The following is a 13338-nucleotide window of genomic DNA, read 5'->3' on the forward strand; positions in this document are numbered from 1 at the left end:
TCACCTGGACCTTCACCGCCACCCGCGGCACCTTCGGCACCTGGCACCTCACCAGCGACCCCACCCGCCACCCCACCCCACCAGACGACACCGAAGCAGGCCCCGAACGCCTCCTCCTCGACGCCCGCCCCACCCTCGGCTGGGACGGCCCCACCACCGCCGAAATCCTCCGCGAACTCACCGCCACCCGCACCGCCGACGCCACCACCCTCACCAGGCGCCCCACCGCCGCCCAACTCGCCGACCTAGACCACCTCGACCTCGAAGCCCACCAAGACGGCCACCCCTGCATGCTCCTCAACAAAGGCCGCCTCGGCTTCTCCAGCCACGACACCGCCACCTACAGCCCCGAAGCCGCCGGAACCATCCGCCTCCTGTGGACCGCCGTCCACACAAGCCTCGCCCGCTACTCCGGCACCCCCCACCTAGACGCCGACACCCTCCTCACCCAGGAACTCGACCCCCACACCCGCAGCCAATACACCGCCACCCTCGACAAAGCCTGCGCCACCACCAACCACCAACCCACCGACTACCACTGGATGCCCATCCACCCCTACCACTGGGACGAAGCCGTCGAAACCCTCTTCGCCCCCTACCTCGCCGACGGCCGCATCATCCCCCTCGGCGAAAGCCCCGACCGCTACCGCCCCCTCCAATCCATCCGCACCCTCGCCAACCTCGACCACCCCCACCGACGCAACGTCAAAGTCCCCCTCCTCATCCGCAACACCCTCGTCTGGCGCGGCCTGTCCACCGAACCCACCCACGCCGCCCCCGACATCAGCCACTGGCTCCACACCCTCCGCGAAACCGACCCCTACCTCAGCACACAACTCCGCTTCCACCCCCTCGGCGAAGAAGCCGCCGTCAGCGTCCACCACCCCCTCTACACCGACATACCCGACGCCCCCTACCGCTACCACGAACTCCTCGGCGCCGTCTGGCGCGAACCCATCACCACCCACCTACGCGACGGCGAAACCGCCCGCACCATGGCCGCCCTCCTCACCACCGGCAGCGACGACCGCCCCCTCGTCACCGAACTCATCCACCGCTCCGGCCGCCCCGCCGAAGACTGGATCACCCACCTCCTAAGCGCCCTCCTCCCCGGCCTCCTCCATCACCTCTACGCCTACGGCGTCGCCTTCTGCCCCCACGGCGAAAACACCATCATCCTCTACGACACCACCGACACCCCCATCGGCATCGCCATCAAAGACTTCGCCGAAGACGTCAACCTCCTCCCCGAACACCAACCCCACTACACCACCCTCAGCGAAAAAGCCAACACCGTCCTCCTCCGCTGGCCCGCCCCCGAACTCGCCCACTCCCTCCAAAGCGCCATCTTCGCCGGACACTTCCGCTACTTCGCACCCCTCCTAGAACGCCACGGCCACCTCAAAGAAACCCGATTCTGGCAACTCGTCCGCGACGAAATCACCACCTACCACAAAAACTTCCCCCAACACGCCCACCGAGCCACCGACTACGGCCTCCTCAACCCCGAATTCGACCGCATCGCCCTCAACCGCGAACAACTCCTCGGCGGCGCCTTCCACGACCGCGCCGAACGCGACGAAGGCTTCGACATCACCCACGGCCGCATACCCAACCCCCTCCACACCCCCCAGGACCCCACATGACCACCACCGACCCCTACACCCAACTCCGCGCCGACCACACCGCAGGCCACCTCGACAACATCATCGTCGCCCTCCCCGACCTCCAAGGCCGCCTCCAAGGCAGCCGCCTCGCCATACCCCACTTCCTCAACGAAGCCGCCACCGACGGCTTCACCGCCTGCACCTACCTCCTCGCCACCGACGTCGATATGAACACCGGCCCCGGCTACACCATCGACGCCTGGAACACCGGATTCGGCGACTTCCTCCTCAAACCCGACCCCACCACCTACACCACCCTCCCCTGGGACGACGCCACCGCCCTCGTCATCGCCGACGCCCACTGGCCCGACGGCACCCCCGTCCCCATCGCCCCCCGCCACATCCTCCAAACCCAACTCAACCGCCTCGCCACCCACGGCCTCACCGCCCACGCCGGCACCGAACTCGAATTCCTCACCTTCACCGAAACCTACGACCAAGCCCACACCGCCCACTACCACAACCTACGCCCCGCCACCCGCCACACCATCGACTACGCACTCCAAGGCACCAGCCACCTCGAACCCATGCTCCGCCGCATCCGACGCGAAATGACCACCGCCGGACTCACCCTCGAAACCGCCCGCGCCGAAGTCCACCCCGGCCAATACGAAATCGTCTTCCGCTACGCCGAAGCCATGACCACAGCCGACCACACCGCCCTCTTCAAACACGGCGCCAAACACATCGCCGCCCAAGAAGGCCACGCCATCACCTTCATGCCCAAATACGACGAAGGAGAAGGCAACTCCTGCCACATCCACCTCTCCCTACGCGGCACCAACGGCGAAGCCATCCTCGCCGACCCCACCGCACCCGACGGCATGTCCCACCTCATGCGCCACTTCATCGCCGGACAACTCGCCGCCCTCCCCGACTTCACCCTCCTCATGGCCCCCAACATCAACAGCTACAAACGCCTCCAACCCGGCGCCTTCGCCCCCACCGGCATCACCTGGGGCCGCGACAACCGCACCTGCCCCATCCGCGTCATCGGCCACGGCCACTCCCTCCGCATCGAACACCGCGTCCCCGGCGGCGACACCAACCCCTACCTCGCCCTCGCCGCCACCATCGCCGCCGGCCTCCACGGCATCGAAAACCAACTCCCCCTTCCCGCACCCCACACCACCAACGCCCTCACCGACCCCAACGTCCCCCGACTCCCCAGCACCCTCACCGAAGCACTCCACCACTGGGAAACCAGCGAACTCGCCACCAAGACCTTCGGCGACACCATCACCACCCACTACGCCCAGGCCGCCCGCACCGAACTCGCCGCCTTCGAACGCGCCACCACCGACTGGGAACGCCAGCGCGGCTTCGAACGCCTCTAAAACTGCGCCCCTAGAACTTCGGCCCCACATGCACGTCCACCAACGCGACAGACGCCTTACGGGCTATGGACACGTTGAACGGATCGCTGCCACGAGCCAGCGTGCTCCACTCCACGCCCACCCGCGTGAGCGTGTCCGTGAAGATGCGCTTGATGTCGTCAGACTTGTTGGTGAAGAAGTAGCGCGGATACTCGTAGCGCTTCCGCTGACCTGCCACCATCCGCGTCGTCCAGTTGGTGATCCGGCACCCGTCCGAGTGGATCAGACCCCGGATCAGCTCCCACGGGTAGGCGTCCACGATCGCCTGCTGCCACGGCTCCAGCACGATCCGCCGCTCGTGCTTCCTCCCTGGCCCGTGCTGGGGGAACAGGTGGGGCCAGTGCGGCGAGGAGGACTTGATCTCCGTGCAACCCTGACGGTTGACTCGGCAGATGCTCGGCTTCGCCATGACAGAGCGAGCCGCAGTCTCTGCCGCGTCCATCAGCCCCCTGTACTTGGTCGTGCAGAAAATCGACAGATGGTGTTGTTTCGGCTTGGAGATGATGTGCCCGTCGCCGAGGTACAGGCCGAGTAGATACGAGTAGGCGGGATGGTCGGGATCTCGGCCGTGACACCGAGGGCAGTCGTGCGGGCGTTCGTACTTCACTCCACGGGCTTTGCGGTCCTGGTGCGCCCACCAGCCCACTGTGCCGCGCGGCACGTTCAGTTGCTCGGCCACGACTTGGCTGGTGATGCCCCGCCTGAGCAGAGCAAGGGCTTCGTGTCGCAATGACGGTGCGTGTTCGTGCATACGGCGAGCGTGCACGTGTTCGATTAACGAAAGCTAGGGCAAACCGCCGATTTCACCCTTGTGGGTTACACATGCGGTGACGGGTGCCGGGTGTGGGACTCGAACCCACAAGCCCTTCCGGGCAGAAGTGTTTGAGACTTCCGTGTATGCCATTCCACCAACCCGGCGGGCTGGAGCCATGAGCAGTGTACCGGCTCGTCGCGGGCGGTGTCGGCCCGATAGGCTCATGAGGCCCGACCTGCTCGAAACCCCGCGAGGAGCACAGTGAGCGCCGCTGACGCCCCCGAGAACCCCGTCCCGGACCAGACTGCCGAAGGGGTGGACGCGCACGTGCCGCCGGAGGTCACCCGGGTGGTGATCGCGGAGGACGAGGCCCTGATCCGCATGGACCTGAGGGAGATGCTGGAGGAGGAGGGCTACACGGTCGTCGGTGAGGCCGGGGACGGGCAGCGCGCGGTGGAGCTGGCGCGGGAGCATGACCCGGATCTGGTGATCATGGATGTGAAGATGCCGGTGTTGGACGGTATCTCTGCGGCGGAGGTGATCGCGGGGGAGTCGATCGCGCCGGTGTTGATGCTGACGGCGTTCTCGCAGCGGGAGTTGGTGGAGCGGGCGCGGGACGCTGGTGCGATGGCGTATCTGGTGAAGCCGTTCAGTAAGTCGGATGTGGTGCCGGCGATTGAGATGGCGGTGTCGCGGTTTGCGCAGTTGAAGCAGTTGGAGTCGGAGGTTTCGGATCTGACGCAGCGGCTGGAGACGCGGAAGCTGGTGGATCGGGCGAAGTCGTTGTTGCAGACGGAGTATGGGTTGTCGGAGCCTGCGGCGTTTCGGTGGATTCAGAAGACGTCGATGGATCGGCGGTTGTCGATGCGGCAGGTGGCGGAGGCTGTGATCGAGGATGCGGCGGAGAAGCGGGCGTCGAGGGAGCAGGGGCAGCGGGAGCGGTAGGGCTGGGGGTTTGGTGTGGGGGTCGCGTGGCGCGGCCCCCTTTTTGCGTTTTGACCGTTTTGTGTTCGCTGTGCGGTGTGCAGGTGTTGCGCCGTTTCGTTCGGTGAGCGGTAAGGAGCGTCCTCTTTCCGACGCGTGTCGGAGGTCACAGGCTGATCACATCTGTGTCGGGTGTCTGTTTGGGTTGTCGTGGGCGCAATAGATTCCGTGGCCAACCGCACCGTTGTGCGGTTTCTTCCGCCGGCTGGTCCGGTGGTCGCACACGTTCTGGGCCGAACCTGGGGGTTCGTACTGTGCTCAACAAGACGATCGTGAGACTGGGTGCGCCGTTGGCGGTGGGTGCGCTGGCGTTGGCGGGTTGTGGGGATGGCGGTTCGGGTGGCGGCGGTGGTGGTGGCGCCGTCAAGATCGCGTTCCAGGGGCCGTTGTCGGGTGACAACGTGCAGTTGGGGCAGAACATGGAGAACGGCGTGAAGCTGGCGATTGACCAGGCGAACGCGTCTGGTGACTTCGACTTTGAGGTCGAGTACTTCGCGGCTGATGATCAGGGGTTGCCGGACAAGGCGCCGACGGCGGCGCAGAGTGCGATCTCTGAGGGTGTGGTCGCGGTGGTGGGTCCGGCGTTTTCGGGTTCGGCGGATGCGGCGGGGGAGTATTACGCGGAGGCGGGTATTCCGGCGGTGTCGTCGTCGGCGACGCGTCCGGATCTGACGACGAAGGGGTATGACTCGTTCCTGCGGGCGGTGCCGAATGATTCGGCGCAGGGTGCGGGGATGGCGACGTATCTGTCGGGGTCGGCGGATGTGGAGAAGGTCGTCGTGGTGGACGATAAGACGGATTATGGGGTGGGTTTGGCGGATGTGGCGGAGAAGTCGTTGAAGGAGGCGGGTCTGGAGGTGGTGCGGCAGAGTGTGCCGCAGAAGACGCCGGACTATAGTGCGGCGGCGCGGAATGTGGTGGGGGAGAAGGCGGACGCGTTGATTTACGCGGGGTATTACGAGGATGCGGGTCCGTTTGCGACGAAGTTGTCGGAGGCGGGGTTTGAGGGTATCCGGATGTCGGGTGATGGCAGTCGGGACATGCAGTTCGTGGAGTTGGCGGGGGATGCGGCGAATGGGTGGCTGTTGACGTGTCCGTGTACGGATCCGACGCAGGAGGAGGCGACGAAGAAGTTCGCGGAGGATTATGAGGCGGCGTATAACCAGCCGCCGGGGACGTATTCGGCGGAGTCGTTCGACGTCGCGAATATGATCATCGAGCAGATCGCGGAGACGGGTGGTGCGGATTCTGATGGCGGGAAGCTGTTGGAGGCGCTGCGCGGGGTGGAGTACAAGGGGATCACGAAGGAGTTTTCCTTCGATGATTCGGGTGACTTCACGAACCAGACGATCTACCTGTATGAGGTGAAGGACAGGGAGATTGGTTACCGGGGGAGTGTCGACAAGTTGTCGGCGCGGTGACGGGTCTGGTGGCTGGCTGAGGTGGTGTGGTCGGCGCGGCGTGTGGGGGCGCGTCGCGCCGGCTGGGGCTGGGCGGGTCGTGGGTGTGGGCTTGCGCGGCCTGGTGGTTGTTCCTGGTCGTCCCGTGGTCGCTGAACGCGTGCGGGTGGCGGCTTTTGTTCCCAAAAGGAAGTCGGTTCGATGTCGTTGAACGCTTTCTGGGACTTTTTGGTCCTGGGGGTGGTGCTCGGTTGTTTGTATGCCGTCATCGCCATTGGGTACACGCTGGTCTATGGCGTGTTGCAGTTGTTGAATTTCGCGCACAGTGAAGTGTTCATGTTTGGTGCGTTTGGGGGTTTGCTGGCGCTGACGGTGTGGGCGCCGGTTGCTGATCCGGGGGGCGCGCAGTCGGTGGTGTATGTGGTGGTGGGCTTGTTGTCTGGTGCGGCGTTTGGTGGTGTGGTGGCTTTTGGGTTGGAGAAGGTGGCGTACCGGCCGTTGCGGCGCCGGAGTGCGCCGCGTCTGGTGTTTTTGATTACGGCGATTGGTGCGTCGTTTTTCTTGTACAACCTGGCGGGGAAGTTGTTCGGGCGTAATTCGCTGGCGATGCCGGATCTGTATGAGAACCGGCGGGTGTTGACGGTGTTCGGTGCGGAGTTGAATGTCACGCAGGTGATCATCGTGATGTCGGCGGTGGGGATGATGGTGGGTCTGGATTATGTGGTGAATCGGACGAAGTTGGGTTCGGGTATTCGTGCGGTGGCGCAGGATCCGGAGGTGGCGTCGTTGATGGGGGTGGATATTGACAAGGTGGTGTCGCGGACGTTCGTTATTGGTGGTCTGCTCGGTGGTGCGGCGGGCTTTTTGTTTGGGGTGAATAATAAGGTGGTGTATACGATGGGTTTTCTGCCTGGGATTACGGCGTTTGCGGCTGCGGTGCTGGGTGGGATCGGGAATGTGCGGGGGGCGATGCTTGGCGGGATGCTGTTGGGGATTGTGGAGACGATGACGGTGTTTGTGTGGGGTGAGGAGTGGCGCTATGTGGCGGGGTTTGCCGCGTTGGTGCTGGTGTTGATGGTCCGTCCGACGGGTTTGCTGGGTGAGCGTTTGGGGAGGACGGCATGAGTGCGATGACGTCGGTGGGGGCTGGGGCGGCGCGGCGGTTGCGGGCTGAGCGCTGGTATCAGCGGCCTCGGTGGCGGCGGCTGGGGGCGTTGTTGGCGTTGGCGGTGTTGATGACGCTGGTGACGGGGGTGCAGGGTTCGCACCGGGATTTGTTCTTCGCGCTGGAGGAGAATGTCACGGGTGTGGGGTTGTGGGTGTGGTTGGGGCTTGCGGTGGTGGTGTGGGCGGGGCGGGAGTTTTTGACGCCGCGGGTGGGTGCGGCGTTGGCGGGTTCGAGGGCGTTGGCGTCGGGTCCGCTGGGTGTGGTGCGCGGGGTGTGGCGTGGTGATGGGCGGGTGCGGTGGGGTGTGCTGGGGGTGGCGGCGGCGCTTGCGGTGTGGGTGCCGTCGGGGCTGGATCGGTATTGGCAGACGGTGCTGGTGGACCAGATCGCGATTTTCGTGCTGGTGGCGGTGGGGTTGAATGTGGTGATCGGCTGGGCGGGGATGCTGGATCTGGGGTTTATCGCGTTTTTCGCGATTGGTGCGTATAGTGCGGCGTATTGGACGGGTGCGTTGCCGGTGCAGCCGCCGATGGTGTTGAACAATTTCGCGGTGATTCCGGTCGCGGTGGCGACGTGTTTGGTGGCGGGTGTGCTGTTGGGTGCGCCGACGTTGCGGCTGCGGGGTGACTATCTGGCGATCGTGACGCTGGGTTTTCATGAGATTGTGTATCTGACGGCGAAGAATCTGGGGGATTACACCGGGGGTACGCGTGGGGTGAAGGTGGAGCGGTTTTCGCTGGATCTGGGGTTTTGGAGTTATGAGTGGGGTGTCGTGGACCCGATGCCGTACTACTATTTGCTGTTGGTGTTCATTGCGGTGGTGGTGTTCTTGTTCTGGCGGCTGGAGCATTCGAAGGTGGGCCGGGCGTGGACGGCGATCCGTGAGGATGAGGTGGCGGCGGCGGCGACGGGTGTGGATACGGTGCGTTATAAGTTGATGGCGTTCGCGATCGGCGCGTCAACGTCGGGTGTGGCGGGGGTGGCGTATGCGTCGAAGGTGGGGTACATCAATTCTGAGAATTTCGTCATTCTGTTGTCGGTGCTGGTGCTGGCGTATGTGATTTTCGGCGGTATGGGGTCGATTCCGGGGGTGTTGTTCGGTGCGGCGTTCTTGGTGTGGTTGCCGGAGTTCTTGCGGGATCTGGTGGACCCGAAGGACCGGTATATGTATCTGGGGGCGCTGCTGGTGGTCATGATGATTTACCGCCCGCAGGGTGTGATTCCTTCTCGCCGCCGGTCGCGTGAGCTGAAGATGGCCAGGTCCGGTGAGGTGGCGGGGGATGCGATGACGGAGCCGGCGGGAGGCAGGGTGTCATGACGGTGGATGTGGGCAAGGAGAGCGGTCCGGGGGGCCGTGCGGTGGCTGGTCCGGGTGACCTGGTGCTGGACGCGTCGGGGATCACGTTGCGCTTTGGCGGCGTGACGAGTCTGGACGGGGTGGAGCTGGGTATGCGGCGCGGGGAGATCCTGGCGGTGATCGGCCCGAATGGTGCGGGTAAGACGTCGCTGTTCAACTCGTTGACGGGGGCTTATGTGCCGCAGGAGGGCCGGATCACGTACCGGCCGGGGGGTGGTGGTGAGCACGAGTTGCGGGGGCGTAAGCCGTTTCGGGTGAACCGGCTGGGTTTGGCGCGCACGTTTCAGAACATCCGGTTGTTTTCGGCGTTGACGGCGTTGGAGAACGTGAAGATCGCGGCGGAGACGCGGTTGAAGGCGGGTCCGGCGTCGGTGATGCTGGGGTTGCCGCATGCGCGGCGCGCGGAGCGGCGCAGTGATGAGCGGGCGCATGAGGTGCTGGATTTCGTCGGGTTGGCGGGCAAGCTGAATGAGCTGGCTGGTTCGCTGAGTTACGGGGATCAGCGGCGGCTGGAGATCGCGCGGGCGCTGGCTACCGATCCGCAGGTGTTGCTGCTGGATGAGCCGGCGGCGGGTACGAATCCGACGGAGAAGCTGGAGCTGGAGGAGCTGATCCGGCACATCAACCGGGAGCTGGGGGTGAGTGTGCTGCTGATTGAGCATGACATGCGGCTGGTGATGTCGGTGGCGGACCGGGTGATGGTGTTGAACTTCGGTCGCAAGATCGCTGAGGGCACGCCGACGCAGGTGCAGCAGGACCCGGCGGTGGTGGCGGCGTACTTGGGCGCCCCGGCGGAATCGGATGAGCCCGCCGGGGCGGGTGCGCCCGGGCCGGACGGGGCTGGGCCGGAGACATCCGGGCCGCACGCGCCCCGGTCACCGGCGTCCGGCGGGGTGCCTTCCGCGCGTGATGGTGAGGACGCCGACGAGCAGGCGGCGCGGGATGAGCAGTCAGGGGAGGAGCCCACGTGAGCGGTGCGGTTGAGTTGTCGCGGGAGGAGTCGCCGGGCGGGCCGCGCACCGCCCCGGTGCTGGAGTTGCGTGGCTTGCGGGTGTTCTACGGGGCCATCGAGGCGCTGAAGGGCATCGACGTGACGGTGCACGAGGGCGAGGTGGTGGCCCTGCTCGGCGCGAATGGCGCGGGGAAGTCGACGACGCTGCGGGCCGCCTCGGGCATGCTGCGGCCGCGTTCGGGCCAGGTGGTGTTGCGCGGGGAGCGGGTGGACGGTATCAAGTCGCACGACTTGGTGCGGTTCGGTATCGGCCATGTTCCCGAGGGGCGCCGGGTGTTTGCGCGGATGACGGTGCGCGAGAACCTGGAGATGGGTGCCTACCGTTTCCGTTCCGCGGACCGGGCTGACCTGGACCGTGTCTTTACGCTGTTCCCCCGGCTGAAGGAGCGCACCTCGCAGCTGGGCGGCACGCTGTCGGGTGGTGAGCAGCAGATGCTGGCGATCGGGCGGGCGCTGATGGGCCGGCCGGAGGTGTTGTTGCTGGATGAGCCGTCGATGGGTCTGGCCCCGCTGATCGTGCAGCAGATCTTTGAGATTCTGCGGGAGATCAACGAGCAGGGCACCACGGTGTTGCTGGTGGAGCAGAACGCGTCGCAGGCGCTGCGGCTCGCTGACCGGGGCTATGTCCTGGAGACCGGCGCGGTCACCATGACGGACGACTCCGCCGCGCTGCTGGCCAGTCCGAAGGTCCGGGAGGCGTACTTGGGTGAGGGTGCGTAGGGGGTCAGGCGTCCCGCAGCAGGCAGGTCAGGCGGGCGGAGCACACGCGGCGGCCCTGTTCGTCGGCGATGACGATTTCGTAGGTGGCGGTGCTGCGCCCCCGGTGCAGGGGTGTGGCGGTGCCGGTGACCAGGCCGGAGCGCAGCCCGCGGTGGTGGGTGCAGTTGAGATCGACGCCGACGGCGACTTTGCCGGGGCCGCCGTGCAGCATGGCGCCGACCGAGCCGAGGGTTTCGGCGAGGACCGCGGAGGCGCCGCCGTGCAGCAGGCCGTAGGGCTGGGTGTTGCCCTCGACGGGCAGGGTGCCCAGGACGCGGTCGGGGGAGGCTTCTACGACGCGCAGCCCCATGCGTTCGCCGAGGTGCCCGGCGGAGAACAGGGAGGGCAGGTCGATGCCGCGTCCGGCCCACTGGTCGAGGACTTCCTGCGGGAAGCGGGTGGTGGTCGCGTGCTCGCCCATGGGTGCTGGCTCCGATCGTTGGTAAGACGGTGAGGCCGTCTTATCAGATCGTGAGCGGGCGCTCAGCGCGTGGTGGGGGTGAGGCGGATCACCAGGGACTTGCTGGCCGGGGTGTTGCTGCCGTGCGCGGTGTGGTCCAGCGGCACGAGGACGTTGGTCTCCGGGTAGTAGGCGGCCGCGCAGCCGCGTGCGGTGGGGTAGTGGACGACGCGGAAGCCGGGCGCGGTGCGTTCGCTGCCGTCGTGCCACTGGCTGGTGAGGTCGGCGTAGGAGCCGTCGGGCAGGCCCAGGGCGTGGGCGTCGTCGGGGTGGACGAGGACGACGCGCCGTCCGCCGGTGATGCCTCGGTAGCGGTCGTCAAGGCCGTAGATGGTGGTGTTGTACTGGTCGTGGGAGCGCAGTGTTTGCAGCAGTAGCCGCCCTTGGGGCAGTTGGGGCCAGGTCACGGGGGCGGCGGTGAAGCGGGCCTTGCCGGTGGCGGTGGGGAAGCGGCGCTCGTCACGTGGCGCGTGCGGCAGGGTGAAGCCGCCGGGCTTGCTGATGCGGGTGTTGAAGTCCTCGAAGCCGGGGATGACGCGGGCGATGCGTTCGCGTACCCGGCTGTAGTCGTCGGCGAACTCCTCCCATGGAGTGGTGCTGCGCTGGCCCAGGACCCGCCGGGCCAGGTGCGCGATGATCGCGGGCTCCGGCAGCAGCTCGCCGCTGGCTGGTTCCAGCCGCCCGCGGGAGGCGTGCACCATGCCCATGGAGTCCTCGACGGTGACGAACTGCTCACCTCCGCCGCGTACGTCTCGTTCGGTGCGGCCCAGGGTGGGCAGGATCAGCGCCCGGGCGCCGGTGACGCAGTGGGAGCGGTTGAGTTTGGTGGACACGTGGACTGTTAGCGCGGCGCGGCGCATCGCGTCTTCGGTGACGGCGGTGTCGGGGGTGGCGGACACGAAGTTGCCGCCCAGGGCGAGGAACACCTTGGCCCGGCCGTCCCGCAGGGCCCGGATGGCTTCTACGGTGTCCAGGCCCGGGGCGCGTGGCGGCTGGAAGCCGAACTCGCGGCCCAGCGCGTCCAGGAACGCCGGGGCGGGTTGTTCGGTGATGCCCATGGTGCGGTCGCCTTGCACGTTGCTGTGTCCGCGCACCGGGCACACTCCGGCGCCGGGGCGGCCGATGTTGCCGCGCAGCAGCAGGAAGTTGACGACCTCGCGGATGGTGGCGACGGCGTGTGGGTGCTGGGTGAGGCCCATCGCCCAGCACACGACGGTGCGCCGGGAGGCGAGCACCATGCGCAGCGCCTGCTCGATGCGGTCGCGGGGCAGGCCGGTGGCGGTGAGGGTGGCGTCCCAGACAGTGGCGCGCGCGGCGTGGGCGAAGGCGTCGTAGCCGTCGGTGTGGGCGGCGACGAAGTCGGCGTCTACCGCGCCGTCGGTTTCGATGATGAGCCGGTTCAGCAGCCGGAACAGGGCCTGGTCGCCGCCGAGGCGGATCTGCAGGAACAGGTCGGTCAGTGCCGTGCCGGAGCCGAGCAGGCCGCTGGCCTTCTGCGGGTTCTTGAACCGGGTCATCCCGGCCTCGGGCAGCGGATTGATCGTGATGATCTTCGTGCCGCCGTGTTTGGCCTGCTCCAGGGCGCTGAGCATGCGGGGGTGGTTGGTGCCCGGGTTCTGTCCGGCGACGATGATCAGGTCGGCCCCGGCCAGGTCCTCCAGCAGGACGCTGCCCTTGCCGACGCCGATGGTCTCGGTCAGCGCGGCGCCGGAGGACTCGTGGCACATGTTGCTGCAGTCGGGCAGGTTGTTGGTGCCGAATTCGCGGGCGAGGAGCTGGTAGAGGAACGCCGCCTCGTTGCTGGTGCGGCCGGAGGTGTAGAACACGGCCTCGTCGGGGGTGGCGAGCGCGTCCAGCTCCTCGGCGATGATCGTGAACGCCTGCTCCCAGCTGACCGGCGTGTAGTGGGTGGCGCCTTCGGCCAGGTACATGGGGTGGGTGAGCCGCCCTTGCTTGCCCAGCCAGTACCCGGAGCGTTCCGCCAGCGCGGCGACCGGGTGCCCGGCGAAGAACTCCGGGGTGACGCGGGCCCGGGTGGCTTCCTCCGCGACGGCCTTCGCCCCGTTCTCGCAGAACTCCGCGGTGTGCCGCTTCTCGCCCTCGGGCCACGCGCAGCCGGGGCAGTCGAAGCCGTCCTTCTGGTTGACGCGCAGCAGCGTCAGCGCTGTGCGCTTGACGCCCATCTCCTCCCGCGCCATCCGCAGCGCGTGCCCCACGGCGGGCAAACCCGCCGCCGTCTGCCGCGGTGGCCCTACCTGCGGGGCGTCCTGCACCGGGTCCTGGCCGGAGGAAGAAACACCACGCGTCATGCCCCCATCCTCCCACGCACCCCCGCGGCGCGGGGCCGCCGCGTTGCGTGCCGCGCGCGGCGACCCGCGCCGCGCGCGGCGACCCGCGCCGC

At 66.9% G+C, this 13338-nt stretch carries 11 protein-coding genes and 1 tRNA gene; 8 read left to right on the plus strand and 4 right to left on the minus strand.

What is annotated here, in order from left to right; translation table 11 throughout:
* Nucleotides 1-1646: IucA/IucC family siderophore biosynthesis protein (locus JJV70_RS23330; RefSeq protein WP_219049775.1), on the plus strand; the 1646-nt coding region annotated here is incomplete at its 5' end.
* Nucleotides 1643-3004, plus strand: a complete 1362-nt coding sequence (locus tag JJV70_RS21940) for a glutamine synthetase family protein (protein ID WP_219049776.1) — start codon at nucleotides 1643-1645, stop codon at nucleotides 3002-3004. The genes JJV70_RS23330 and JJV70_RS21940, both read left to right, overlap by 4 nt.
* Before the next feature lie 10 nt (nucleotides 3005-3014).
* Here the strand turns inward: JJV70_RS21940 and JJV70_RS21945 are convergent, their stop codons facing one another.
* Both JJV70_RS21945 and JJV70_RS21950 read right to left on the minus strand, forming a co-directional pair.
* On the minus strand, nucleotides 3015-3794 hold the full coding sequence (locus JJV70_RS21945) for a helix-turn-helix domain-containing protein (protein ID WP_219049777.1): 780 nt from the start codon (nucleotides 3792-3794) through the stop codon (nucleotides 3015-3017).
* A gap of 84 nt (nucleotides 3795-3878) precedes the next feature.
* Nucleotides 3879-3961 (minus strand) — tRNA-Leu (locus JJV70_RS21950).
* 97 nt (nucleotides 3962-4058) lie between these two features.
* Here JJV70_RS21950 and JJV70_RS21955 point away from each other — a divergent pair.
* The 6 genes from JJV70_RS21955 to JJV70_RS21980 all read left to right on the plus strand — a co-directional run bounded on the left by JJV70_RS21955 (nucleotide 4059) and on the right by JJV70_RS21980 (nucleotide 10438).
* Nucleotides 4059-4742 (plus strand): ANTAR domain-containing response regulator, encoded by a 684-nt coding sequence (locus JJV70_RS21955; RefSeq protein WP_219049778.1) that lies wholly within the window; start codon nucleotides 4059-4061, stop codon nucleotides 4740-4742.
* A gap of 293 nt (nucleotides 4743-5035) precedes the next feature.
* Entirely contained in the window at nucleotides 5036-6202 is a 1167-nt protein-coding gene (locus tag JJV70_RS21960) for a branched-chain amino acid ABC transporter substrate-binding protein (RefSeq protein ID WP_219049779.1), read from the plus strand.
* Nucleotides 6203-6382: 180 nt separating this feature from the next.
* Nucleotides 6383-7306, plus strand: a complete 924-nt coding sequence (locus JJV70_RS21965; protein WP_219049780.1) for a branched-chain amino acid ABC transporter permease — start codon at nucleotides 6383-6385, stop codon at nucleotides 7304-7306.
* The gene (locus JJV70_RS21970) at nucleotides 7303-8667 is read left to right on the plus strand and encodes a branched-chain amino acid ABC transporter permease (RefSeq protein WP_219049781.1); all 1365 of its coding nucleotides are present in this window, start codon (nucleotides 7303-7305) and stop codon (nucleotides 8665-8667) included. The genes JJV70_RS21965 and JJV70_RS21970 overlap by 4 nt, the downstream gene beginning before the upstream one ends.
* Nucleotides 8664-9677: an ABC transporter ATP-binding protein gene (locus tag JJV70_RS21975; RefSeq protein WP_219049782.1), complete on the plus strand. Its 1014-nt coding sequence runs from the start codon at nucleotides 8664-8666 to the stop codon at nucleotides 9675-9677. The genes JJV70_RS21970 and JJV70_RS21975 overlap by 4 nt, the downstream gene beginning before the upstream one ends.
* Nucleotides 9674-10438 (plus strand): ABC transporter ATP-binding protein, encoded by a 765-nt coding sequence (locus JJV70_RS21980; RefSeq protein ID WP_308294958.1) that lies wholly within the window; start codon nucleotides 9674-9676, stop codon nucleotides 10436-10438. The genes JJV70_RS21975 and JJV70_RS21980 overlap by 4 nt, the downstream gene beginning before the upstream one ends.
* A gap of 4 nt (nucleotides 10439-10442) precedes the next feature.
* Here JJV70_RS21980 and JJV70_RS21985 read toward each other — a convergent pair whose 3' ends face one another.
* On the minus strand, nucleotides 10443-10898 hold the full coding sequence (locus JJV70_RS21985; protein WP_219049783.1) for a PaaI family thioesterase: 456 nt from the start codon (nucleotides 10896-10898) through the stop codon (nucleotides 10443-10445).
* Between the two features lie 62 nt (nucleotides 10899-10960).
* A complete protein-coding gene (locus tag JJV70_RS21990; RefSeq protein ID WP_219049784.1) occupies nucleotides 10961-13246 on the minus strand; it encodes an FdhF/YdeP family oxidoreductase in 2286 nt (761 codons plus the stop codon).
* Nucleotides 13247-13338 lie beyond the last annotated feature (92 nt).

The organism is Streptomyces sp. JJ66 (genome assembly GCF_019303495.1).
Classification (GTDB): Bacteria; Actinomycetota; Actinomycetes; order Streptomycetales; family Streptomycetaceae; genus Streptomyces.